The sequence below is a fragment of the Portibacter marinus genome, from assembly GCF_021533195.1.
In the GTDB taxonomy this organism is placed as follows: domain Bacteria; phylum Bacteroidota; class Bacteroidia; order Chitinophagales; family Saprospiraceae; genus Portibacter; species Portibacter marinus.
The window spans coordinates 414543-440796 of sequence record NZ_JAJNKB010000003.1; the positions used below are offsets into that span (position 1 = coordinate 414543).

General features: G+C 39.2%; 23 protein-coding genes and 1 tRNA gene. 5 read left to right on the forward strand and 19 right to left on the reverse strand.

From position 1 onward, the window contains the following. Positions 1-561: 561 nt before the first annotated feature. The 3 genes from L2567_RS09435 to L2567_RS09445 are packed head-to-tail and all read left to right on the forward strand — an operon-like array spanning position 562 to position 2957. Positions 562-1221 (forward strand): metal-dependent transcriptional regulator, encoded by a 660-nt coding sequence (locus tag L2567_RS09435; protein ID WP_235297510.1) that lies wholly within the window; start codon positions 562-564, stop codon positions 1219-1221. Further along, positions 1218-2222 carry a metal ABC transporter solute-binding protein, Zn/Mn family gene (locus L2567_RS09440; RefSeq protein ID WP_235297511.1) on the forward strand — a complete coding sequence of 335 codons (1005 nt, stop codon included), beginning with the start codon at positions 1218-1220 and terminating at the stop codon, positions 2220-2222. The genes L2567_RS09435 and L2567_RS09440 overlap by 4 nt, the downstream gene beginning before the upstream one ends. After that, entirely contained in the window at positions 2223-2957 is a 735-nt protein-coding gene (locus L2567_RS09445; RefSeq protein ID WP_235297512.1) for a metal ABC transporter ATP-binding protein, read from the forward strand. A 14-nt stretch (positions 2958-2971) separates the two neighbouring features. Here L2567_RS09445 and L2567_RS09450 read toward each other — a convergent pair whose 3' ends face one another. From L2567_RS09450 to L2567_RS09495, 10 genes are all read right to left on the reverse strand, one after another. Next, positions 2972-3634 carry a hypothetical protein gene (locus L2567_RS09450; protein WP_235297513.1) on the reverse strand — a complete coding sequence of 221 codons (663 nt, stop codon included), beginning with the start codon at positions 3632-3634 and terminating at the stop codon, positions 2972-2974. Between the two features lie 35 nt (positions 3635-3669). Further along, the gene (locus L2567_RS09455; RefSeq protein WP_235297514.1) at positions 3670-3990 is read right to left on the reverse strand and encodes a Dabb family protein; all 321 of its coding nucleotides are present in this window, start codon (positions 3988-3990) and stop codon (positions 3670-3672) included. 270 nt (positions 3991-4260) lie between these two features. Then, on the reverse strand, positions 4261-4968 hold the full coding sequence (locus L2567_RS09460) for a LytR/AlgR family response regulator transcription factor (protein ID WP_235297515.1): 708 nt from the start codon (positions 4966-4968) through the stop codon (positions 4261-4263). After that, positions 4965-6029 carry a sensor histidine kinase gene (locus L2567_RS09465; protein WP_235297516.1) on the reverse strand — a complete coding sequence of 355 codons (1065 nt, stop codon included), beginning with the start codon at positions 6027-6029 and terminating at the stop codon, positions 4965-4967. The genes L2567_RS09460 and L2567_RS09465 overlap by 4 nt, the downstream gene beginning before the upstream one ends. Further along, the gene (locus tag L2567_RS09470; RefSeq protein ID WP_235297517.1) at positions 6026-7765 is read right to left on the reverse strand and encodes an alpha/beta hydrolase family protein; all 1740 of its coding nucleotides are present in this window, start codon (positions 7763-7765) and stop codon (positions 6026-6028) included. Before L2567_RS09470 ends, L2567_RS09465 begins: the two co-directional genes overlap by 4 nt. A 97-nt stretch (positions 7766-7862) precedes the next feature. Beyond that, a complete protein-coding gene (locus L2567_RS09475) occupies positions 7863-9038 on the reverse strand; it encodes an amidohydrolase family protein (protein WP_235297518.1) in 1176 nt (391 codons plus the stop codon). 1 nt (position 9039) lies between these two features. After that, complete coding sequence (locus L2567_RS09480; protein ID WP_235297519.1) at positions 9040-10146, reverse strand: DUF1015 family protein; 1107 nt, start codon at positions 10144-10146, stop codon at positions 9040-9042. Between the two features lie 18 nt (positions 10147-10164). Then, entirely contained in the window at positions 10165-11226 is a 1062-nt protein-coding gene (gene gcvT / locus L2567_RS09485) for a glycine cleavage system aminomethyltransferase GcvT (protein ID WP_235297520.1), read from the reverse strand. 12 nt (positions 11227-11238) lie between these two features. Then, entirely contained in the window at positions 11239-13263 is a 2025-nt protein-coding gene (locus tag L2567_RS09490) for a peptidylprolyl isomerase (protein WP_235297521.1), read from the reverse strand. Continuing rightward, a complete protein-coding gene (locus L2567_RS09495) occupies positions 13223-15805 on the reverse strand; it encodes a transglycosylase domain-containing protein (RefSeq protein ID WP_235297522.1) in 2583 nt (860 codons plus the stop codon). Before L2567_RS09495 ends, L2567_RS09490 begins: the two co-directional genes overlap by 41 nt. Before the next feature lie 155 nt (positions 15806-15960). Here L2567_RS09495 and L2567_RS09500 point away from each other — a divergent pair, with 155 nt between their 5' ends. Beyond that, positions 15961-16314 (forward strand): SdpI family protein, encoded by a 354-nt coding sequence (locus L2567_RS09500; protein ID WP_235297523.1) that lies wholly within the window; start codon positions 15961-15963, stop codon positions 16312-16314. 71 nt (positions 16315-16385) lie between these two features. On the opposite strand, the gene L2567_RS09505 is transcribed toward L2567_RS09500, so the two are convergent. From L2567_RS09505 to L2567_RS09525, 5 genes are all read right to left on the reverse strand, one after another. After that, positions 16386-16459: transfer RNA gene (locus L2567_RS09505), tRNA-Asn, on the reverse strand. A 139-nt stretch (positions 16460-16598) separates the two neighbouring features. Further along, positions 16599-16988 (reverse strand): LytR/AlgR family response regulator transcription factor, encoded by a 390-nt coding sequence (locus L2567_RS09510; protein ID WP_235297524.1) that lies wholly within the window; start codon positions 16986-16988, stop codon positions 16599-16601. A gap of 86 nt (positions 16989-17074) precedes the next feature. Then, a complete protein-coding gene (locus L2567_RS09515) occupies positions 17075-18352 on the reverse strand; it encodes a DUF5723 family protein (protein WP_235297525.1) in 1278 nt (425 codons plus the stop codon). After that, a complete protein-coding gene (locus tag L2567_RS09520; RefSeq protein ID WP_235297526.1) occupies positions 18349-19809 on the reverse strand; it encodes a hypothetical protein in 1461 nt (486 codons plus the stop codon). The genes L2567_RS09515 and L2567_RS09520 overlap by 4 nt, the downstream gene beginning before the upstream one ends. A gap of 115 nt (positions 19810-19924) precedes the next feature. Beyond that, entirely contained in the window at positions 19925-21337 is a 1413-nt protein-coding gene (locus L2567_RS09525; RefSeq protein WP_235297527.1) for an MBL fold metallo-hydrolase RNA specificity domain-containing protein, read from the reverse strand. An 86-nt stretch (positions 21338-21423) separates the two neighbouring features. Here L2567_RS09525 and L2567_RS09530 point away from each other — a divergent pair, with 86 nt between their 5' ends. Next, on the forward strand, positions 21424-22761 hold the full coding sequence (locus L2567_RS09530) for a Gfo/Idh/MocA family protein (RefSeq protein WP_235297528.1): 1338 nt from the start codon (positions 21424-21426) through the stop codon (positions 22759-22761). 69 nt (positions 22762-22830) lie between these two features. Here L2567_RS09530 and L2567_RS09535 read toward each other — a convergent pair whose 3' ends face one another. From L2567_RS09535 to L2567_RS09550, 4 genes are all read right to left on the reverse strand, one after another. Next, a complete protein-coding gene (locus tag L2567_RS09535; RefSeq protein ID WP_235297529.1) occupies positions 22831-23928 on the reverse strand; it encodes a hypothetical protein in 1098 nt (365 codons plus the stop codon). Next, positions 23909-24442: a hypothetical protein gene (locus L2567_RS09540; RefSeq protein WP_235297530.1), complete on the reverse strand. Its 534-nt coding sequence runs from the start codon at positions 24440-24442 to the stop codon at positions 23909-23911. Before L2567_RS09540 ends, L2567_RS09535 begins: the two co-directional genes overlap by 20 nt. Further along, the gene (locus L2567_RS09545; RefSeq protein ID WP_235297531.1) at positions 24439-24990 is read right to left on the reverse strand and encodes an RNA polymerase sigma factor; all 552 of its coding nucleotides are present in this window, start codon (positions 24988-24990) and stop codon (positions 24439-24441) included. The genes L2567_RS09540 and L2567_RS09545 overlap by 4 nt, the downstream gene beginning before the upstream one ends. Before the next feature lie 351 nt (positions 24991-25341). Next, positions 25342-26253 (reverse strand): PorP/SprF family type IX secretion system membrane protein, encoded by a 912-nt coding sequence (locus L2567_RS09550; RefSeq protein WP_235297532.1) that lies wholly within the window; start codon positions 26251-26253, stop codon positions 25342-25344. Position 26254 lies beyond the last annotated feature (1 nt).

Genomic DNA, 26254 nt, shown 5'->3' on the forward strand with positions numbered 1-26254 from the left:
CTTTCAAGCGGCTGCAAAAGTACATTTAATTTGGGTTTTTCCCAATATTCCTATCAGTAAATTGCTGTATATCAGGTATTGCAGCTTTGTGAATTGTGAAGGTCAGTTGAAGTGATATGTTTTATGTCAATTTTGCATTAAAAAAAGGCAGGTTAAACAATGAATAACGAATACAGCAGTTCATCCACTCATCCCTTTAAGAGCAGCTTGCGCTTCGAAGCCTGGCTCAAGCTGAAAGGGAAATGCTCACTGTGAACTCTAACACTGACTACTGAATATTGACTACTGAATACTGACTACTGACTACTGAATACAGCACCTCATCCACTCATCCCTTTAAGAGCATCCTGCGCTGCATTGCTCAGCTGAAGCTCTGAAAGGGAAATGCTGAAAACTGAATACTGAATCTCATCTCCTCATCCCTTGAAGAGCAGCCTACGCTATAAAAGCCTGACTCAAGCTCTGAAAGGGAAAAGTTAAACACCAATCTTTCAACTTCTTTAAATTATTTTTTAGACTAATCTAAATATTAATTTTATATTTGCATCAAATCATTCTATTATGACTTCCCATACAGAAGAAAATTACCTTAAAGCCATATATAAGATTGCAGAAAAAGACAAGAAACCGGCCGGCACTAATGCAATAGCCAAGGAAATGGATACTTCCGCGGCCTCAGTCACCGATATGCTTAAAAGGCTTTCAGAAAAAGGTCTGATCAATTATCAAAAGTATAAAGGAGTCTCACTTAGCACTAAAGGGTCAAAAATTGCGACCAATTTGATCCGGAAGCATCGACTTTGGGAAAGCTTTCTCGTGAAAAAGTTAGATTTCACCTGGGATAAAGTGCACGATATTGCCGAACAAATGGAGCATATTAAGTCCGAAGAATTGGTCAACAGATTAGATGAATTTCTAGGCTTTCCCAAATTTGACCCACATGGAGATCCCATTCCAAATGCCGATGGTAAATTTACGCTTCGGGTTCAGGTCCTATTATCATTATTGAGGAAAAATGATAAAGCGAAAGTCATTGGCGTCAAAGAACATGACAATGATTTTCTGAGGTATTTGAATTCTAAAAACATTCAATTGGGGTCTGAATTATACATTAGAGAAAAGAATGATTACGACAAATCGATGATCGTTGAAATTGACGGAGAAAAGGTCACCTTGACGGAGAAAGTCACTAAACAGATTTATGTAAAGAAGAGCGCATGAAAAAATTAATCGAATATTCTTTTATTCTACTTCTGACACTCATTCTCACAAATCTTTACGGACAGAAGAAAACGATTGTTGCCAGTGCCTCGATGATGGCAGATATGGCACAAAACATTGCCGGAGATCTGTTCGATGTCAAATACATCGTGCCTCGAGGCCAGGATCCACATCTTTACAAACCCACTCCTAGTGATGTAGTGATGGTAGAAAAAGCGGATTTGATTATCATAAACGGATTGACCTTCGAAGGTTGGATTTCAAAATTAATCGCTAATTCCGGAACCAGAGCAGAAACCAAGGTCATCAGTGATGGTATTCAACCCATCACGAGTGAGAAGTATAAGAATTCGTATGATCCACACGCTTGGATGGATGTCAATCTGGTGCAGAAGTACATTGACAATATATTGGAAGCATTGATCAAACTTGATCCAGAAAATAAAGAAACTTTCGAAAAAAATCACGCTGCCTATTCCCGGAAATTGACAGAATTAGATCAATACATTCTGGATAAAATCAAAGAAATTCCCGAAAGCAAAAGAATACTGATTACATCCCACGACGCGTTTGCTTATTATGGAAGAAGGTATGGTCTGCAGTTGGAAGCTATCGTCGGCATTTCTACGGAGGCTGAAGTGCAATCCTCTGATATCATCCGTGTGCATAAAGTCATTCGCGAGAGTGAAGTGCCGGCCATTTTCATGGAAAGTACAATTAATCCTAAAATCCTTCGGCAAATCGCTAAAGACAATAAGATCGTCATCGGCGGTGAGCTATTCGCAGATTCGTTAGGTGAAAAAGGTGGTCAGGCGGATACCTATCTGAAAATGCTCAAATACAATACAGATACCATCGTCAAAGGACTGACTACAAATGAGGAAGTAGATAGTGAAAAGTTGAAGGATAGCGGATCTATAGGCTATCTATCTTATTTATTCCTGGCCCTGGGTCTATTTGCTATCGTATTTTTTGTAATAAGAAAATTAAACAAAGGCTAAATGAATCCAATCAGTATTAAGGGTTTGAGTGTTTCTTACGAAAGAAAAAGAGTACTTTCTAATATCTTTCTGGAAATCAAAAAGGGTGCGATTTATGGGGTCGTTGGTCCTAATGGTGCCGGAAAGTCTACCCTATTTAAATCAATTCTTCAACTAATAGATATAAGTGCAGGTGTCATCATGGTGCTGGGTGAGGATATTGAGGAGGTCAGAAAAAGAATTGCCTATGTTCCGCAAAAGGATGATGTGGATTGGAATTTTCCTGCCTTGGTCAATGATATTGTCTTAATGGGTCGTTATCCACACAAGAAGGTGTTCCAATGGCTGAACAAAGAAGATCAACACATTGCTGATGAGGCCATGAGCGAACTGGACATTCTAGACCTTAAAAATCGCCAGATTGGAGAATTATCCGGGGGACAACAACAAAGGGTCTTCTTAGCCAGGGCTATGGCACAAGAAGCTGAAATTTTTCTTTTGGATGAACCTTTTGTTGGAGTAGATATGACGACTGAAGAAAAGATCATCAAAACACTGAAACGATTGGCTGGAACTGGCAAGACAATGCTGGTCGTACACCATGACCTTTCAACAGTAGAAGAATACTTTGATCATGTTATATTGATCAATCAGAGGCTAATAGCTGAAGGACCTACCGCACAAATGTTTACTCAGGAAAATATCAGCAAGACCTACGGGGCCAAGTTAAACCTATTGAATAAAACAACCTGGTAAAAGGAGGAGTTTGACTATTCAGGCAATGCACGGGTTGGTTTAAAGACCAATGTTCTAGTACTTTCTTCTCCAATCGGCTTAAGTTTTAGATTTTCTGCGTCGAATGTAAGTTGAAATCGCTGTTCGTTTTCAAGACGATCGTCTGAGATAAGGGTAACGATTGACCGATGAGGATGAACATAATAATATCCACTTGATCTCGCTTTATCTTTAAATTCCAAATATCTTCCATCTGGTCTAAAGAATAGAACAATCTCCTGTTGAACGTCGGTCAATTGCCAGGCACCCAGGATTTTGTCTGTATCAATGATTGGAAGTCTCTCAATTTTCTCTAAATATACTTCTACGACAGCCCCCTCTTCTTCTCTGGTCCAAAACATTGTGGAGTCTTGCACTTCGTAATTAAAGTGACCGAATGGGTCGGCAACACCTTTTGACGATATTGGTTTTAGTATGGAAGAATCAGGTTCAATATCTATTATACCTTCCGTATTTTTAGTCCATCCATTGCCTGAATGATAGACTAAATCTTGCTCTATTTTTATCCATTTTCCTTTTGGGGTCATAACCTGATCTTCGACATTTACTTTCTTTATTTCCCAAAGACCTACAATTGACTGCGATTGCGATGCATAGGTACATAGCATCATACTAAATAATAAACTGTAAACTTTCATGACTGCATAGATGCATCAAGTACCGCTTTTGGTGTTTAGATCTGCCGACTATCATAGACCAATACTTTTTCCCACAAATGTTCGCAGTTTTTTACAAACTTTTGATGAATGGGATGTTCCTGATAGATCGCTTCGTCCTTTTCATTCTCAAAGATCAACATTTCGGTGACAGAAAAACTACCGTCCACCACACCTCTTTGGGCAGTGTCTGCAGGCACTCCAATGTGTATGTTTTTCACTTCATCTATGGTTTCCAATGTTCTGATTCCTTTGATCAACTCTTGCTTGTCTTGTTCAGAATCTTTGTTTTTTAACCAAAAAAACACATGGTGTACTATTTTAAATTGACTTGCCATTTTTGAAATTTACTGAATAAATATTTTATGTCAATGTTACGAAATAAATATCTGTTGTTCACCTTCAACTGAGGTGGCTTAGGTCAATGCATTTTCCTATTGATTTGCATTGTAGGTCAGTTCGAGGTAAGACATTTGATAAAAAACTGAAGGTTAGCAAAGCTTGCAAATGGAATTACAAGTCTAAAGGCAAATGGAATTTGTCAGTCCCAGATAGGCTGTGAAGAGAGTGGGAAGTCGCGGACTGAAATCCAAGGTCTAAAGTTAAGATCATAGGCTGAACAATGTCTTAAATTCTGCACTTTGTCGTCGGGATACCATCACTTCCTCTCCAGTGACCAAAATGATCTTTAACTTCCCATTGAACCCAGTCGATATCTTATCGACAAAATGGACATTCATTATCTGCTGCCTGTTTGCCCTGAAAAATCGTTGATCATCCAAAATACCCTCCAAATAACTCAATGACTTCAACACCAAGGGTTTCTCATCATCGAAATAGATTCTGGTGTAATTTCCCACAGACTCAAACAAACGAATATCAGAAACCTTAACAAACCAGCATTTCTCACCATCCCTTACAAATATCTGTTGATCCACACTGATTTTTTCTACCCTGTCCTGTTCCGTGGGTGAGTGATTTAACTTTGAAATCGCCTTTTCAAGTCTTTCTTTGCGAATCGGTTTCATCAGATAATCAACGGCATTGTATTCAAAGGACTTGATTGCATACTCATCAAATGCGGTAGTGAATATGACAGGCGGAACAAAATCAAGCGCCTCTAACACTTCAAAACCATTCATTCCAGGCAGATGAATATCCAGAAAGATCACGTCTGGCTGCACCTTCTGAATGACATTGACAGCTTCAGCACCATCCGCCACTTCTATGAGATCACTAAAAATATTGACTTCTCGTATCATGGCCATTAACTCTTTTCTGGCCAACCTGGAATCCTCTACGATCACAGCCTTCATACTAATACCATTTTAGGGTATGATACTTCAGCAGTGACCATACCTTCACCTTCACCAAGATGTAATTTCCCCTTTGTTCCATATAACAAACGCAGGCGTTCACTTATATTTCGGAGACCAACTCCAAGTTTCTGTTGAAGATCTGAGCTTGAATTAAGGCTTCCACTGTTGGACACCCTAAGAATAATTTGATCGTCCTTAACTGAAACATTGACCTTAACAGTCCCTCCACCAGGCAATTCTGAAATTCCGTGTTTTACAGCATTTTCGACCAACAGCTGGAGCATCATTGGGGGTACTTTTTCATCCAGTAAATCCTGATCTACATGAATAGCGTAGCTCAACTTTTCTTCGAACTGTATGCTTAAAAGTTCTAAATACTTTTTGACAATCTCAATTTCATTACGCAAGGTCACCAGTGATTGATTGTTGTGAATAAGCGCATATCGAAACATGTCCGAAAAATTCAATAGCATTAGTTTGGCTTTTTCAGCATCTTCAGAAATCAAAGCTCTGATATTATTGATTGCATTGAACATGAAATGTGGATTGATCTGAGCCTTTAAATTTCCCAATTGCGCTTCTTTCATTGTGGCAACCAACTGCCATTTCTCAGACTCGGCATTTTTCCAACTGTGCAAGTAATGAATCATAAAATAGATGCTGTTCCATATTAACATCAATACTCCGAAAATGAAAAAATTTCCAAAGAATTCCAGCAAAGTAATGATTCGACCATCATGAGCAAATAATAACAATATGGCTACTAAGCCCAAAAATGCGATGGTCAGCACCAAGGTTCCGATGACAATATATCTTAAAGTAACCTTGAAATTCAACAGATTTATTGATTGACTTTTCAGATAGTACCTGTAAATGGTTGTAAGAATCAAACCCCCAAAAAATGCTACGGCAGAATTTACTATTACCCATACGATGTTATCTTGTAACTCTCCAGAATTCTTTAGGCTGAGGTACTGAACAAAGAAATTCATCGATGCGAATATACCCCAACCTATCAATTGTGCGATCCAGAAATTCCTATCTCCAGTCTTGATCATTTGCGGTCGAACTTCAAAATCCAATCGGTTACAAAGGCTATCACTTCTTCATTGAACGTTTCCTCTAATGCACCATATTCATTTGGCGATCCAGTTCCATCTTTAGAAACCTGAAAAAGGTGATTTAATCCTTCAAATTCTTTTACTGTAAAATTTTTATTACCTGCTTTCTCCAGATTTTGCATAATCCCTTCGAGATTAGATTTGGATAAAACTTGTAAGTCCAGAGATCCGTTTACCGCTAACACGGGAATACTTAATTTAGAAAGATATACCTCAGGCTCGAAAGAAATAAAATATCTAAACCAGGGATTAGATACAGATTTTACTTGACTGGCTATTTCTGCATCAACATCTCCAATTTCCTCTAAATCTTCTTCACTAAGCAGTTGAAACCTTTCTCGCAGTATCTTTTCTATACCTGATCGCAAATCCTCATCACTTAATTCCTGATTCTCCTTGATAAACGCAAAAACTTCTCTGGATGACTCTACTGAAAAATTGACTTCTTCCGGATCTCCATCACTTGCCTGGCTGATTGCTGTAATTTGTTCCAACAATAATTCATCTGAATCTATTCCAGGTCCTGCAAGCATGACAATGAAGTCTAGCGCTGTTTTATCTGCCACTATAGGTGCAATCAGGCCACCTTCACTGTGACCCATTATTCCGATTTTAACATCCTTCATTTCCTCTCGTGATCTTAAATATTCCACAGCAAATTTGGCATCCATGGCCAGATCCATAGATGTGGCACTCTCAAAATTACCGGTAGATTCTCCCACTCCTCTATCATCATATCTTAGGACAGCGACACCATTCCTGGTCAGATAATCTGAAAGGACCAGAAAGGGTTTGTGACCCAAAAGTTCTTCATTTCTGTCTTGCGGACCAGAGCCACTAACCAAAACCACCGCTTTGTCATAGTTTCCGCTTAGAGGCAAAGTTAATGTCCCTGCCAATTCATGACCACCTGCCGGATTGGTAAACTTTACGTCTTCCATTCTGTAATCAAAAACTTTGGGTTCTTGAGGCCTTTTCAGCTCTTTCTTGTCAATGGCTTCTCTTTTTAATACAATTTTTTGGTTTAAAGGACCTTGTCTAAACCTTGCATTGATGATATTGCTATCAGGAACATAGGTTCCATCCAACGTAATCCCCATATTCTTAGCAGTGATATTAATTTTATTTCCATCGATGTTTGTTTCACTTGTTTCTATGCCAAAAGCACCTTGATCCGGACTGTCCATTGTAGAACTAAAGTCTCCTTTTTCTTCAGCTATGTGGAAAATGAGCCTTAATTGTGTGCCCATGGCATCCAAGCTGGTATGCCATGAACCTGCTATAGGATGGTTACTTACTGGAAGGCGGGTATCTATTTTAGATTTTCTGGTCAATTCCAAGGGCAATTTCATGGGGCCCTGATTAAAACTTCCAGTGATCTTATCCTCAGATGCAAGATAAGTGGCCGTAGTCTCCATGGACATTTTTTTATTCTTAATGACCAATTTTCCATCCTCATAAGTGGTTTCATCCATCTCAATATCAAATGCACCTTGATTAGGGGAGTCTAGAGTACTTACATAGATACCATCTTCCTCAGTAATGTGAAATATGATTTTGAGCGTGGTACCTTGAACTTCCAAATCACCCTCCCAGTCACCAACAATCGACTGAGCTCTTAAGCCCAATACAGCTATAATTAGTAATAATAATGTCAACATTCTATCTTTCATAATATTTCATTTACATGTAACAATGGTACAAACATAGCTGTGAAAGCCCACGAAATCAAGAAAATTGTGATGGATGGTAAAATTAGATGATGATTGGTCAAATATTCAAGCGCTTGCTTTGGCTTTTTTCCAATGTAATTTCAGACGTGGGGTCAAAATTCTCAATCCAAACCACACCCGGAGATTTATCAGGTGTAAAACTACCCAGCTCTTCTTCAAACCCCAAAGCCTTGGCACCATTGATTGTCGCCCATTGCAATAAAATTTTTAACGGGATGAAACTATTATATTTTTTGATGGTCTTAACTTCTTCCCAAATCGATAATTGCCAATTGGAACTCAGACTATCCGTGCCTATTGCCATTGTAGCATTTTCTTCTAAAAAAGCCTGATAATCTGGCAGCCTATTCTCAATATAAAGATTCGCATTCGGGCAAGTCACCCAATAAATATTCGATGACCAATTCTGTGCTGCTCTGATGTCTTCCCCCTCAGTCATGGTGTTATGTACAAATAGTGTACGCTGATCGGGATCCATATGCTTCATGGCATAAAAAATAGAGCTGTTGTGTATAGGCTGAAAATCACTCAGAGGGGTACCGATTCGTTTGTAAAAATCGAAAAATGCCCCCTCACCATTTATAAACATGGAATTTTCAGCCGGTGTTTCTTGGTTATGGATACTTATAGTGTTTCCTTTACTATTCTCCCTGTTGATAGCATTAAACAAAGCTTTGGAAACGGAATATGGCGCATGTGGCACAAAGGACTTAAGGCCTGAGTGCTCATCGAAGACTTCCTTTGCCTTTTGTATCGTAGCTGAAGTCATTGTGGCATTCATCAAATCAAATAACTCTACAAAAGTATGGTATTGAATCGGTGAGTTCTTTTTGGAGGCTGCTGTATCAGCGGTATTGCTGATATCCCCTACAGCCACAATTCCACTGTCATACATGAATTGGTCAGCAATATTAATATGCTCTTCGATTACTTCAAGAGGATAATCTCTCAATTGTAAAACCTGGGAGATGAAATTTATCAATCCTGTCCCACTTGAAATGGCACCTTTTAAATGAGAAAGCTCCAAATGACAATGCGCATTAATAAATCCGGGACATAAAAGACCCTTGTAATATTCAGTGTCACCAGAATCAGAATTCCTATCAGAATAGACCAAATCTAAAATACGGCCGCTTTCCATGATGAGCATGTGATTACTTAAAAATTGACCACTAATGGCGTCAAAAATAAAGTCAGCGGTGAGTTTCCTCATCTTACAACTTCTGACCTATAATTCCACTTTTAATTCGTGGTTCGAACCAGGTGCTTTTAGGTGGTAAGTTTCTTCTTTTATTAGAAAATTTCTTCACATCATCCATCGTCGGTGCTTTTTGAAGAATACAAATAGAATTAGGATTATCTGTACTTCTTCTCATGATGCTTTTCTGGCTTTCTCTTCCGGAGAAATACGATATGCGATCATCTTTACGAAGGTCTGGTATTTTGAAAATCAATCTAAATACGATTTGATTCATAATGTAGGCGTCCAGCGCATCAGGACTGACTTCAAATTCTTTCAATATCTTCTTTCGCCACTTGCCTTTGTAGATCTCACCATTCATCAATATGATAAATTCCCGATCTTTAGAAGGGTAGGCAAATTTTGTAATTCTTCTGACACTGGCATATTCGCCTAATTCAGCAATAAATACTTCTGGTTTAATATCATCCAGTATTTCCACCATCTTCACATGGTCATAAATTTCGACCTGGTCTTCAGGGAAGTATGCTGTCAAAAGTTTACTAAAATCAGTGTCTTTGAAAACCATAGGTTTTTTCTTATGCAATCTCCTTTGGGTTTTACACCGGTGATGACCATCTGCCACATAGGCCTTTCTCACTCCAAACAGGAAAATGTTTCTCAGTGTCTCCAACTGATCTTCTTCTGTAATTTTCCAAAGTTGATGAACGCTTCCATCATCTAGTTCAAAGCTGTAGGATTTAGGTTCTTTATCAATAATGTTGGATATAAACTTCGCTAGTTTCTTATTCTTTTTATGAAATAAAAGAACCGGTTTGATCATGGCTTTTCGGTCTAATGTTGATTCCACCATGTCCTGTTCTTTGTCTGGTATGGTGTCTTCATGTAGTAAGATTTTACCACTGATCAATTCCTGAATTTCAGTATTATTTACAACTCCTCTATATTTTCTTCCTAAATACTTTATTTGATAGATAAACATTGAATCCTTAGTCGATTCTTTAAACATTCCTGCATTAAAATGCTTTGGAAACTGTTCGTTCATGGTCTCAAAAAAAGTATTGGGAGAAGCCAGGAGTGACTTGTTTGGATAGATTGCTTTGAATGGATGTACTCTCATATATTATTTAGCTGTTTTTTAGACAAATGGCGTTTTACAAATAGATGCTTTCAAATGCTTCCGCCCTGTTGAAATTAAGATATTTGTTCCTGGCCTGCTGTAGTCAATTGCAACATATCCTAGGCCAATGGGTGTGCCGAGATTTGGAGATTGTGTTCCTGAAGTGACCTTCCCAATCACTTCCTCTTTTTCATTTAAAATCTCATAATCGTGTCTTGGAACTCTTCGGTCATTTACTTTGAAACCAACCAATTTCTTAGTGATTCCTTCCTGTTTTTGTTCGATGAATATTTGCTTAGAATTGAAATCCACTTCTTTATTCAACTTAGTGATCCATCCCAGCCCGGCCTCTAGCGGTGAAGTTTCATCATTAATGTCATTTCCATATAAACAATATGCTTTCTCTAAACGCAGTGTATCTCTAGCTCCTAAACCACATGGCTTTGCTTCAATGGCTTTCCAGAGTTCTGGTAGTTTATGATCCGGAACATATAATTCGAAACCTCCTGAGCCTGTGTAACCTGTTGCTGAAATAATGGCATCATCGATACCTGCTATCGTTCCCTTTCTGAAATGATAAAACGGGATGTCATCCAGTGTAATATCTGTCAAACCTTGTAATACTTCACCTGCATTGGGACCTTGAACCGCCAGCAAACCTATGCGGTCTGATTCATTGATCATTTCTGCTTGCATGTCATTGTTAGACTGAATCCAATTCCAGTCTTTTTCAATATTGGATGCATTTACGACCAAAAAGTAGTCTTCCTCATCTAGTTTGTAGACGATCAAGTCATCAACTATTCCTCCTTTGTGATTAGGAAGACATGAATATTGGGCCTGGTTTATTTTAAGCTTCGATACATCATTACTGGTTACTTTCTGCAACAGTTCCAGCGCCTTCGGACCTTTGACTCTGAATTCTCCCATATGTGAGACGTCGAAAATACCTACATCATTTCGCACAGCCAAATGCTCATCCTGAATACTGGAATAAACGATCGGCATATTAAATCCTGCAAATTCTGCCATTTTGGCGCCCAAATCTTTATGTATCTGGGTTAAAGCTGTTTCTTTCATTTAAACGCTTTCTTAATTACTTATAGAAATTCGATTGATCTTATCACCTACTTCTATGTCATGAACAACATCCATGCCTGCGATAAGTTTGCCGAATATAGTGTATTTTCCATTTAGATGAGGCGTAGGTGAATATGTGATGAACCACTGAGTAGATTCGGTATGTGGGCCGGCACTAGCAAATCCGATATATCCTTCATCATTATAATGTACATTGTTCAGCTCTGAGCGAATCGTGAAATCAAGTGAACCATATCCATCACCATCCGGGCATCCAGCCTGTGCCACGAAATTAGGAACAACTCTATGAAAAAACTTATTATTGTAAAAGCCAGACTTAGCTAATTCTATGACATTCATCACACTTTGAGGAGCGTCTTCCTTGTATAACTGTATTTCTATTTCACCTTTAGTAGTGTTGATTCTGATTTTAGGCTGAGTTGAATATTGAGCAAACAATTCCCAATCTATAGGCTTAATGTTATCAGATATCACAGGCTGAGGCGCTGACTCCCCTTTAATTCTGGCTATTGCCCTATTGAGCGCATTGTAGGTTTCCATTTCATCCGGTAAGACCTGACGATTAAGTGCATCATCCAGAAAGTTGACATTTTCATACTGTTCATCAAATTTCAGTTCTTCGTCGGTAAAAGCTTCTGTTGCAGCTGCTACTTCACCATCTCTACCGGCTGTCAATATCATTTCCAAAAATTTGGCGATTTCCTGTCGTGCATTGGCACCACCGCCTCCTCCAAGTACTCTGTAAAAATTCTCATTTTTCAACATATTAACGATGGACTCAACGGTCTTTGTCCTGATAATAGCTGATGATGATGAATCATAATTTTCAATCAAGTAATCATAATTTCTAGGATCCTCTGATAATGCTGATATACCTGATGCTTTGACATATTCAGATGTATTATCCTCAATAATGGTTTTCAGTGAAGCGGTCGAAGCATATCTGCTTCCAGAATTGTTACCTGAATTTCTTAAAATTGCCTGATGAACTTTGATTTGAACAGAAGGATTGAGGTTGTTTTTAATCCATCCTCTATATACTGGCGCATCATAGGCATTACCGTGATTTAATAGATATTCAGCTGCACATAACCCAACTTTCACATTATCTGCGCTAAGTTCACCCAGGACCCTTTCTACCACGTTAATATATGGATAATGGTGAAGCTGACGCAGAATATTGCATTTTACCCTGTAATCAGACTCCTGGGAATAAAAATTAAATAATTCGGTTTGCAGTTCAACATCTCCCAATCTGGTCAAGGCCGTCGCTAAAGCCATGCGAATGTCAGGATCAGGATGCTCCTTCATGATTTTCAATATTTGGAACTTTGATCCTGAAAGATCCGCCTCCTCAAACCTATAAAAATACTGCGCTGCCATTTTTTTGATTGAAATCGGATAATCTCCAGTCAGATACTTGATTAAAGTTTGATCACCTTCCTGTGCAAACACATCTCTAAGTCCATATTGATAAATGGCATTCACCTGACCTTTTAGTAATAGAGTATCTGATTTCCTATAAGTACTGACTGTTGCAATAGGTTGTAGATAATTTTCCGGACCTATTTTTCCCATCGCCTCTAAGATTGCGGCATTGAATGAGTTATTGACATCTATCGAATCCTGTTGTGAGAAAGCTTGCAAAAGTGGTGTCGCGGCTCGACTTTCTCCAATTTGGCCCAATGCAAACGCAGCCGCTGTCTTGACTTCAATAAATGGATCTTTTAAGAGTGAAATCAGCGTATCCACTGCGGCCTCGGTCTGATAGGAAGCAAATGCATTAGCAGCTACATAACGATATGCAGGATTGCGAGCTCCTGTATAGCTTAATAGAGAATCCTGATCTTGCTTCACTTGCAGATCAATGATTTTCCGTATTTCCGGATCATCATAATCTATATTGACATCGTAGTACACCTCCTCTGTAGGAGGGACACAGCTTGTTATGATCAATGTCCACAATAGAAATAGGCTACCAATCTTCGCCGCCAAACTCCTCTTCCTCAAATTCATTTTGCAATTTTTTCTTTTTTCGAAGTGCTTCCTGTTCATCTTCAGGCTCTCCTTGTTTAAACCGTGTACAATCCATGTACTGATAAGCACCACTTACTTTTTCAAATCGCTTTTCATAGTTATAGCCGGAATTAGGGTCAGCTTCCAATTTCTGAATGAACTTTATGAAAAATGGCCTGGCCATGACATAGCCTTGCCCTGCATCCAATGTGAAAAATCGAACCCAATTTTCATCACCACCTACCCATGTTGCAACCACCAGATCTGGTGTAATGCCCATAAACCAGCCGTCGGTATAGTCATTTGTAGTCCCTGTTTTACCGCCCACTTCTGACTTGATTCCAAGGCCATACCTTCCTGCCACATTATTTTTTAACATATCGACCATCACCGCATTATATACTGGATTCAAGGCTTCCTGTTTTTCACCTATCTGACGATAAATAACCTTCCCATTCTTATCTTCTATTCTTGAAATAAAAATGGGCTCTGTGTAGGTTCCATTATTGGCAAAGGTAGTGTAGGCACCGGCCATTTCTTTGACCGTCAAGTCCAACGCACCCAATGAGATGGAAGGTAAATTAGGAACTACAGGTTCACCATTAGGGTGTTTTTGACTGATATCCACACCTGCATTTTCAAGCAGATTTCGAATAATTTCAACCGTTCCCATCTCTTTTACCAACCTTACAGTAATGGAATTTTTAGAATAAAGTAATCCCTGATATAAATTGTACTTGTTGCCGGTGAAAGAAGCATTGGCATTATTAGGTGTCCAAACGTCTATCAAGTCAAAATTACTTTCACCTGGGACAATCGTGTATTGTATATCATCGAATGTCTGACAAGGAGAAATATTCTGAAAGGCGATTGCAGAACTGTATACAAAAGGCTTCACAGTAGATCCAACCTGTCGTCTGGTAGTGACGTGATCATATTTGAAATATTTAAATCCAGTTCCTCCAACCCATGCCTTGATATAGCCGGTTCCAGGCTCGACCGCCAGAATACCGGTCTGTAAGTGTCTTAAATGATATTCAACGGAATCGTAGGGGCTCATCATTTTTTCTTCTTCTCCCTCCTCATTGTAAGCAAATACCGTCATATTGATCTCGGTATTAAACTCATCGTCGTATAGCTTTTCAAATGCTTTGTACTCCTCTTGCAATGCAGACCAATCCTTACTTTTCGTTAGTCTGTTATAATTCTTTTCGTCTTTTAATCCGATCAGATTGTCTTCGACTAACGCAGATGCCCGATCATACGAAATGATTAAAGGAAGTTTATACCTGGTGATGTTGACACCTTTGTAATCATCATTGATCTTTTCGACTGTCTTTCCTATGCTTCGGTTATAAAGAGAGGCATATCGATCTGAATCGTAAATCCTACGTTGCAAAGAAGCCCTTCTCAGCTGCTGTTGGCGCTTATCTGCCTGATAAATATAAGGATTCATTCCTTTCCATCGTTTCCAATATCGCTCTTGAACCTCTTTCATATGCTCACGCATGGCCTCCTCAGCATGAGCTTGATACCGCGGGTCTATCGTAGTAAAGATTTTAAGTCCATCAGTATAAATATTATACTGTGTTCCATCTGGTTTAAGTATATCTTCACTTTCAAAAAGGTCCTTTAACCATTTGGTCAATTCTGCCCTGAAATAAGGAGCCGGTCCATCGTTGTGGTCATCACGTTCAAAACCTGTCATGTCCAATTCAGTGGACATTAGACTATCCTCTGTCTCCTTCGTGATTTTATCGTATCTCTCCATTTGGGACAATACTACATTTCTCCTTTGCTTTGCCTTTTCAGGGAATCTGATGGGATTGTAAAGGGAAGGGTTTTTTAACATTCCCACGAGCACTGCAGCCTCCTCCTGCCTTAAATCTTGCTGGTTTTTTCCAAAATAGGTTTGAGCCGCTGCCTGTATACCATGAGCGCCATTGATAAATTCAAATTTATTAAGATACATCGCGACAATCTCCTCCTTCGTATAGCTTTTCTCAATACGAACTGCAGTGATCCACTCTTTGAGCTTTATCTTCAACAAAGAATAAGCTCTTCCAAGTCTGCCTTTGCTGCCCAGGTCTGGCCTGTCAAAAAGCAGTTTGGCTAGTTGTTGAGTGATGGTACTACCTCCCCCACCACTATCCTGTCCTAGTAAAATGGACTTGAATGCCACCCTTCCAAGTGCCCTAAAATCGATGCCTGTGTGCTTGCTAAACCTGATATCCTCGGTAGCGTATAAGGCCTGAGTGATATATGGTGACAATGAGTCATAAGGGACATTTTCTCGATTCTCAATGTAATATTTTCCCATTGGTGACCCATCCGATGCGTAAACGATAGAGGCCAGATCGTATCTTGGATTTTCCAAACTTTCGAAACTGGGGAGGTCGTCGTTTGCAAGAAAAATAAAGAAGCCCAAAAGAAATACTATACCACCGATAGAAAGCACCCACAGTACTTTAACGATATAGCTTAAAATTGCATTCTTGTCGGATGAACTTTCTGAGTTATTCTTCTTTAGCCTAATTGCCAATTTATTTCTAGCATTGATTCAGGCGGCAAAATAATTGAAAAAATGTTGAAAAATATGCATTACATGGTAAAGTTTGGGTTTCTGGTCTTGAAAAAGGAATATTGGTCTAAAAAACATTCCCATTTCTGGAAATACAATTAGAAATTGGCTATTTTATGTCAATGTTAAGTTTTTCTAACCCACTTTTCATTGTTCTATTGACAACCGGAGTGAGTGTATGGTTGATTGGGATCTATGTTTTGAAAAATCCACCGAAAAAAATCAATAAACTATACGGTTATAGAACCCCTAGAGCTATGAGATCACAACAAGCCTGGGATTATGCACAGATTGCGGGGACCAGACGCATGATATTTGGGGCCATGATGCTTTGTTTATTGAGTATAGGAGGGCTTTTCATCAGCTTTGGTGAAATAGTAGATTCCTTGTTGGCGATAGGAATGATCATTATCGTTCTGATGTGGTCGCTCTATAAAACGGAAGTGGAATTAAGAGAAAAGTTTCCATGATCAATAATAAAGTCCACTAAATCGATCTTAAAAAAAAGTCCTGAACATCGACTTGATGAACAGGACTCTTGCGCTTCCTCAAGGACTTGAACCTTGGACCCTCTGATTAACAGTCAGATGCTCTAACCAGCTGAGCTAAGGAAGCATTTTATATCATTGCTTTTCTTCTAAAGCGACGCAAATTTATTATTTCTATTCTTTCTATCCAATAATTTTACGCAAGAAAATACAGAATTTATAGTTTGCGGAATGATTTAACCCTTAAACTATTGACCTACAGGACCTTAATCAAACCAAATTTCTAACTTGCTTCGAAATATAGCTCTATTGCTTCTAGAGATGGGAATAGCAATGCCCCCTTCTAACACTAATTCATCCATGCGACTCTGCACTGATTCTAAAAATCTAACATTGAACACATAGGATTGGTGACATCGAAAAAACTCGGAATGGGGTAGTTTTGCATATAATGACTTTAGTGTTTGGCTACAAAAAATTTTACAACCATCCTTCATCACCACTTCGCAATAATTACTATCTGATTTGAGATAAACGATCTCTGCTTTGGGGATAATGTGAATTTTATCAGAACAGACGAGCTTCATTCTTGACTTTGAAGCTTCAATAGTGGGCAGTGAAGTCAATGGTTTTTTAAGGATTCTGGCACTTTTCATTTTGCAGGGTTGTATTCAAAGATTTTGAATCCAATATAGGGTTTAAATGCTTATCTCAACTCACCCTAAAGGGTGATTTTCAGCACCTAATTTACAGCATATTGAGATGATTTCGACTGTTCACGCTTTTGAAAAACAAGATTCATCCCTATTCTCAAATTAAGATTTTCTGCTCCAAAGGCCTTAAATGTGCCTAATATATGATCGGAAACTGCATACAACTGAACAGGACCCAGTGTAGTGTATCCACTTAATCCCAAATTTAAAGGATTAGAACCCACTACACCATATTGAAAAGCAATGGCATGCCTATTGTTCCAATGTCTTTGTATGTTGATGACCGCACCACCATTTAACCTATCGAAATTTTGATGTGCATAAATAAGCCCGCCAAGATTTACTTTTGATGTTAAAGCATAGCTGACGTTACCATAAAATTTTGCAGGTACAAAATAGCGATAGTCTGCTCTTGCATCAGTAAAATCTAGTATTGCACCTATTGTATCAATAAAATTGAAATTACCACCGATGACATCTTCCAGATCAGCACCATCGTAAACAAATGTACCCTGGGTCTCATAATTGTGAACCTGTTCCGCCCAATTGAGAAATCCAAGATCCAAAGCACTTGCTGAAATCCTAATTGGACCATTCTGGTAACTTATACCCAGATCAAAAGCCAATCCAAAGTTATTGGGAACAAAATTGAAACTCAATATCGAGGGCAATTGTAAATTTTGAAGGTTAATGGGAAATGATGAGTTAAGAAGAAAATCAGCATTTAATTCCAATTGATATATATCCTCATTGACCGATAATTCAATGGCACTTCTTTCTGTGTGTAGGTTATGGATGCCATTTAGCAATTTAACATTGGCACCAAAGGAAAAATTACCTGTATAAGCAAGTCCAAGAACGGTTTCACTATAGGTAGTCATTCCAATATTGGGTTGCAACATAACGCTTCCACCGATCACAGATGCATTGCCACCAGCGACCAATTCTACAAGCGGGTTTCCAAACTGGAAATCCGTAAAATGGCGGTAATTGTGTGCAAAATTATACCTGATTCGATCGCGTTTATAACTCAATTTGATAAGGGATACATTGGTCCCCAACATCACTTGATTGCGACGAGGACCTACCAAGTCTAATAATCTACCATTCAATGCACTTGTGATGGAGATCCCTCTTTGATGCATCACGCCATAAAATGAAGGCAGTCCCACTACAAATTGCTGTTCGACGTCGAAAGCGGGATTCAATTCAGAACTTTGGTGGAGGTTATTCAGAAAATAAGTGCCAAATTCCTGTTGGGCATTTAGTCCCAGGGTCATCAATAGCAAAATAGCAACCTTTTTCATAGCTTGAACTTTAAACCGATTCTAATATTTAATCCTTGCCTGGATTGCAGTGTTACAAAATCCTGACTAATGCTCCCGGTATCAAACTCAGAAACGGTAACCATTCTTTTAGCGAATTGCACTTTTTCCAATACGGCTGCTTCCAGGTTAATAAATCTAATATTGTGTTGATTGGGTTCAACTATTAAAGGGTCATCTACTAACAATCGTTCAATCTCATGATTATTTTCATCCAGGAAAACGAAGTAGAGTTTCATTTCCAAGGGAAATGAATTTTCGGTAATGACTTTTAATTCTGCCACTTCGACACTGGCATTGATGTTGTTTTTAAGGTCAATGGTGTCTTGAAGCACCAATTCATCAATCTTTAAATTCATAGGTAATTCTGAAACCGCTTCAACTTCGAAAAAGCTTTGATCCGTTGCATATCCTAATATATCCGGATCATCAGCAGGATTGATAATGGCTTCAATATCATAATCGACATAATGTACATTTTCACTGAAGAGTGTATTGATATTTGAATTCGACTGATCGAAATTAATCTGCGTAGTACTGACCTTTCCTACTTCTTCTATGGATGGAAAGTCCAATACACACTCTGCATTCAGCTTTTCGCCTTCCAGCATTTTTATTTTACTATCCACCGTATGGACCACCACTTCATTGGCCTTTATCGCAATAGGGAATCCATAGGTGTGTTTGATATTAAAACTGATCTTCGGATCGGCAAATTCAATTCCACCTTGCTTCCATCCATCATATACGGAAAAGGCGATAGAATCACCTTGTAGTGGAAACCTGGTTCGTTCGTAATTCCCCTCACCATAACTAAATGTCAATTGATTGAAACTCATGGCCACGAAATCCAGTTTAATCCGTTCACCCTCCGGATTCCTTGCATCGTAATTGAATGAAAGTTTGTTTTGATCAGAATTATAGACATACCCATCCAGATCTATAGAAGGTGTAAACTCTGTAAATGGTGTAGATGTCCTGGCTTTTAAGGTATGGCTAAACTCAAAAGGTACCCCATCTTTAGCAAGTTCGGGAATTCGCATAACGATCTCGACGTCCTCTTCCTCAGTATGCGTGTACCGAAACCGCATTTCATCTCCACTCAAAACAGCATTGGTTATGACGAATCTATTCAACACGGATAATGGAAAGAAACTGACCGTATCTTCAATGGGTACTTCTCCAATAGTCTGTATAGATGGTAGGAGATTATTAATGTTTTCAGACAATAAAGAAGCTTTGTATTTCAGAGTCAAATGACCTTCAGCATCGGATAAAATTTCTAAATTATCAGTTTCACCAAAGAGCGTCTCCAGGGAAATATTGGCGTTTATCAATGGAATGGCATATTCTCCATGCAGTTCAAAATCTTTAACACTGGGCAGAGAACAGCTCCACATGACAACAATACTTAAGATTATGATTTTAAAGCTTTTCATCCGAATTATAACGCATTAAAGACTTCTTTCGATCTGTGTGAATGTTTTATGTTCTGGAACAATACTTCAGTTTCTCCGGAAAACCATTGACCTAAATCCACATCTGCTCCATTTATTAGGCATAAAGTTTATACTCCTGCCCCAGTTCCGGAATTTCTACACTTGGAAAGCCATTTTCGCCGAGGTATTGTTCGAATGCCCTCTGTCTTTCAATTTCACCATGCACCAGGAAAATGGTTTGGACACTGTCCTTTTGATTGTGAATAAAATGAAGCATCTCCTTCCTGTCTGCATGTGCAGAAAATGATTCCATGACTTCAATGTTTGCAATCACTTGCTTCCACTCACCGTAGAGCTTTAACTGATCTACTCCGTCTTTCAACATTCCTCCGGGCGTATCCGGAGAACAATATCCTACAATCAAAAAAGTATTTTTCGGATTCTCAATGCCATGAAATAGGTGGTGCTTTACTCTGCCCGCATTCATCATTCCTGAGGAACTGATGATGATACAAGGTTCCTGAGATTCATTGAGCCATTTGGAAGTTTTCACATCTTTCACATACGTCAAGTCATTAAATCCAAACGGATTGTCGTCGATCAACATGTATTCGTGTACCTGATTATCAAAACATTCAGGGTGCGAACCAAAAACAATCGTCGCGTTCACTGCAAGCGGGCTATCCACGTAAACAGGCAGCTTCGGAAGAATTCCTTTCGTATTCATCTGATCCAGCATGTATACAATTTCCTGGGTTCTGCCAACACTGAATGCCGGAATGATCAACTTACCTTTATCTTCAATACAGGTCTTTTTAATGATCTCAAGAAACTTATTGGACTGAGCAGGTTTATCTTCATGTTCTTTATCACCGTAGGTAGATTCACATATCAGATAATCCACTTCCTTCATCCAGCGCGGGTCCCGAAGAATGGGTCGATCCGGCCTTCCGATATCTCCAGAAAATCCAAACATTCTTTCCTCACCATTTTCACGGACTCTCAATACCACGCTCGCGCTCCCTAAAATATGGCCGGCATCTGCAAAAAACACATCTACACCATCAGTCACATGGACCCAACGATCATAAGAACACCCCAGAAATCTATTCATAGCAGGTTGGACATCTTCACTGGTATAAAGAGGCACCCTTAATTCCTTACTCCCTTTATTTTTCTTCAACATCTTTTTGTTGTGCCACTCTACATCTCTTTCCTGAATTTTAGCACTGTCAAGTAACATGATTCCACATAGTGATCTTGTGGCATGAGTGCAAATGATATCCCCTTCAAATCCTGCTTTCACAAGTTGAGGAATTCTCCCGCAATGATCGATATGGGCATGAGAAAGAATCATTGCATCTACTGAAGCTGGATCGAACTCCCAGGAGTTGTTTAAATCCCAGACATTCCTTCCCTTTCCCTGATAAAGACCGCAATCCATCAGAATTCTGTAACCATTGTCAAGGGTCAAGAGATGGGCACTTCCCGTCACGTTTCTGGCGGCTCCACAGAATTTTATTTTCATTTGTCTTGATTTAAAGCTTGCAAGATATAAAAAGTGACTTGCTTACAGTATATTGGTGGTTCTGTATTAAGGAAATAAGTTTAGTTATGAATAAAAGAGAATTTTTAAAAAGATCAGCACTTTACACCGCGGGAGCTACCATTTTACCATCTGCATTATTGAAGTGGAGAAGAGGACATGTACTCAGAACCGCACATATAGGCGTCGGCAACATGGGGGCGGAAGATCTGAGAGACATATCATCACATGATTCAGTAGTGGTCACCGCTTTAGTGGATGTCGATTCAAAGAACCTCAAAGCGGCACAGAAATTACATCCAAAAGCTAAAATTTATAAAGACTACCGTGTCATGCTAGAGGAGATGGGCGATCAAATAGACGCTGTCATTGTATCTACCCCTGATCATACGCATGCACCAGCGTCGATGGCTGCGATGCAAATAGGTAAACCTGTATATTGCCAAAAGCCACTGACACATCATGTTTCAGAAGCAAGGGCTATGAATAAGCTAGCCAAGGAAAAAGGCTTGGTGACTCAAATGGGTATTCAAGTGCATTCATTTTATGATTATAAGTTGGCCACGATGTTGATTCAGGCTGGAATTATAGGCAAGGTTAGCACCGTGCGTGCCTGGTCTCCTAAGAATTGGGGTTATGATGGTCCGGTTCCTGAAGGAAAGGATCCTATACCATCAGATTTGGATTGGAATTTATGGCTGGGGACTTCGGCTGAAAGACCTTATAAAGATGACGTCTATCATCCAGGTAACTGGAGAAAACTTTTAGACTATGGATGTGGTACACTAGGCGATATGGGGGTACATATCTTTGACACTCCATATAATGCATTGGAACTGGATGTACCGAAAACGATAAAGAATGAGTGCAGAGCGCCGAATGGATTTAGTCATCCTTCGAAGAATACAGTTACTTACGAGTTTCCTGCCACTGCTCATACTACAGATAATTTCAAATGGGTATGGTATGATGGTCCCGGTGCGCCGGATGATCATCCTGATTTGGCATTGCCTAATGGAGATGAACTTCCTGATCAGGGTGCTATGTTTATAGGTGAAAAAGGAAGACTATTACTGCCACATTTCATGCAACTACCGAGACATATTGTAGATGGAAAGTATGTAGAATTAGACATGTCAATGGTAGATGAGGAGGCCCTGGGTGGTGTGGTCAGAAACTATGCTTCTGAAGGTCCAAAGCATTATCACCAATTTGTTGATGCTTGTTTGGGTCAAGGTGAGACGACAGCACCATTCTCATATGCAGCAAGATTAACGGAAACCATACTTTTGGGTGTAATTGCCAATAGATTTCCTGGTGAAACTTTGCATTGGGATGCTGAAAAAGCACAGTTTGCTGAAGAAAAAGCCAATAAATATCTAGATGCTCCTTACAGGACTTTTTAATAGTGTTATCCTAATAACAAATGGCTGATATAGTGTGATATATCAGCCATCTTATTTTCAACTACTATTTTACCATATCTTCAGACTTCCATGCTCCATCCGCACACTGACTTTCTTTTCTCCGTTTCCAAACTTACCTCTTAACCATGCATCTTCACTGTTTTTATTGACCTGATCTCTCATATCTCCTGGCAGTTTCAATCCCACATACTCACCTTCAAAATCCATGTCTACTCCACAATTCCCTAACCCTAATTCCACATCGGTATATTCCACGTCCAGATTGATGTCTCCCTTTTCACAAGCTACCTTATCAATGATCACAGAGCCATATTTTTGACTGATTTTTAAATCTCCCTCTAAGCTTTCTATTTCAATGGGACTATACTTTGTGTCGGCTTTGAAGTACTTCGCTTTACCAATCAACCAGGTATCGTATTTTCCCGAGTTTCTGACTTCACCGACCTGGTCGATATCATAATTGTCGTATTTAGAGTCATTTCTGAGCTTAGCTACATCTCCGATTTTATATTGCGAGTACTTTGAATTGATTTTGAATTCTTGCGTTGAACTTCCATTCAGCCTGCTATACTTTACATCTGCAATGACTTCGCCCAGATCCCCAAAGTCTAATTTGCTGTAACCCAAATCCAGATTGATAGTTCCTTCCACAGAATTCATTACTACATTACCATACTTCATGACCATGTCCAGTCCATTATTCAAGTCCGGCAAATAAACATCACCATACCTATGTGTTAGCTTTAGATGCACTGAAGCAGGCATTGAGATTTCGTAATGGATCTTGAAGTCGGTATCACTACCCCATGAAAACCAGCTACTCCAACCCTTTTCTTCTTCAATATCGGTGACTGCTGAAACATAGTTTGATGTGTTCGAAAAGTCAATATCTATTCGATCAAAAATCTCTTCAGCCTTTGATTCAGAGCTGGTTTTTACATCAATGGTAATTTTGATTTTGATTTTACCAGAATTCCCTTCTGTGACTGTAATATTTCCATACCTATTTTCTACATTCAAGGTGCCATCGTTGCTAATGTTGAATTCTTTCTCGATCACTTTATCAAGAGCTACTAAGGGTGCATTGGCTTGGAGGTTGATGGCTCCTAATAGAAGTAGAATTACACTATATGCTAATGGTCTCATCAATTGTAATTTTAGATTCATTGCTATTTTTTTTACTGATAATCCTTTCCAGGATATCTATTTTCGTTTTGTAATTATTGATCATCAGATTGATTAATATTTCTTTGTTCTCATATTCACTGGTCAACATTTCTTCTTTCAATTCTTCATAGACTTCATCTAGCTGTTTTAAGTCATTTGCAACATCTTCATCGATTCCCAACTGTTGGACTTGATCCATCTTATGATCAATGGTCGTCATGTAATAGTCACTGGCCTCCTGAAATTCTTTAAACTCAGTTTCCGATGCGAACATATCTTGACTGATGGTTTGTTGTCCCTTAGATATGCCCAGGAAATAGGCTGCGACGATAAGGACTAAAACAGATGCGGCTACACTCAACCCACTCCACAGCATTCGTCTTTTAGAACTTGGAATATGACCTTCTATTTCGTTCCAAACGTTGACAGAAGGCTCATCGATGTCCAATTCTGATCTGTGATTTCTTATGAAATCTTCAAGTCGATCGCTCATAATTCCATTTTTAAATGATCACGTGATTTAATTAATTCCCGCAGTTTAGCCTTTGCCCGGCTAAACTGAGATTTCGAAGTGGAAGTACTGATATCTAGTATTTCACTTATTTCATCGTGGCTGTATCCTTCTAACAGATATAGGTTTAAGATCGTCCTATATCCATCAGGCAATTGCTGGATAGCCTTGTGTACAGCTGCAATATCATATTGCACCTTTTCATCGTTTTCCACTGTGATTTCGGAAGCACTGTCAGGAATATCTTCGAATATGATCTTGTTCTTTCTGATTTGATTCAAACAATTGTTGATCACTATTCGCTTTATCCAGGATCCTACACTTGCTTCACCTCGATATTTCTTAAGATTCTTAAAAATGTCGATGAATGAAACTTGCAGGACATCTTCAGCATCCATCCTATTACCCATCATTCTAAGGCAGATATTAAACATCGCCTTGGAGTAAAGCTGGTAAAGTTGTTGCTGCGACCGTCTGTCTCCTCTTATACACAGCCTGACTAAGTCAGTTTGTACAGAAGTATTCTTCACTAAAGTTTGGGTTTTCTATGTCAATGTCATACTAAGATAACCGAGACACTTTAAAGACAACATGTTTTTGTTAGGGTTGCATGGGAGGATAGTTTTTTATTATAATTGACCCAACAGTGAGCCCTAGCGAGCGACCCAACAGGGAACGAATTGACCACCCCAACAAGGAACAACGCGACCGCCCTAAAAGGGAACGCAGTGACCGACCCAATAGGGAACGCAGTGACCGACCCAATAGGGAACGCAGTGACCGTCCCAACAGGGAGCAACGCGACCGCCCTAAAAGGGAACGCAGTGACCGTCCCAACAGGGAACGCAGTGACCGCCCCAACAGCGAGCCTAAGCGAGCCCCTAATAATCCCTCCTGAAAGCATAGCTCAAAAATACCTCAAAACTACCTGGAGAGACCTGATTAATTGGACTCAAAGGAACACCATAAGACAGCCCCAAAGAAAAATCCCTGTGAATAGCAAGGGCAATTAAAAAATCTATGGATTGCAAACCAAATCCATTGGTAATCTGAGAATTCAACTGAACACCAGCATCCATCTGGCCACGATAATTATAAGCGATATAATACTGTAATAGTGAATATTGGTCGCTATCAAACTGCAGATGCAAACGGTTTTTTAACGTCGACCCCCTACCAATTGGAGCATTAACAGTCACATTGGCAAACAAAGGGGTATTATTACTTACCTTGTCACTTCCAAACAAACCAATCCGATTGGCCAGTAATCTTGGCAAACTGATACCAAAACCAAATATGCCATTCCTGTAGTGCATGCCTATCCCTGTATTAAAACTGGTAAAAGAATATATGCCTTCTTCAATGACAGGATCAGATTCGAGCGGATCTATAAGCAATACATTTTGCTTGGTAAAGTCTTTTTTTCCTTGCTGGAAAGAGGCCACAAGACCAAACCTCAACCGCGCTTCATTGACTCTCAATAGATAACTATAATTCATGTCCAATGTAAATCTACTTTGAACTCCCGAAGCATTTCGAAAGATATTGGCGCCTAATTTACTGTTTTCATCTAAAGGGAACAGTGCGCCTAATACCTGCGAGCTTGGTGTGCCGACAGCACCATTCCACTGCTCTCTGTTTAGAAAAGTAAAGTGAATAACACTGTCCCGATCTACGTGCGCCGGATTGATATAATTTCCATGTAAGATAGATGAAGCATATGGAAGCTCGAGTTGCCCATTCAAACCTTGACATAGAAAGATAAAACTCAGAATCTTTATTATATTTTTCATA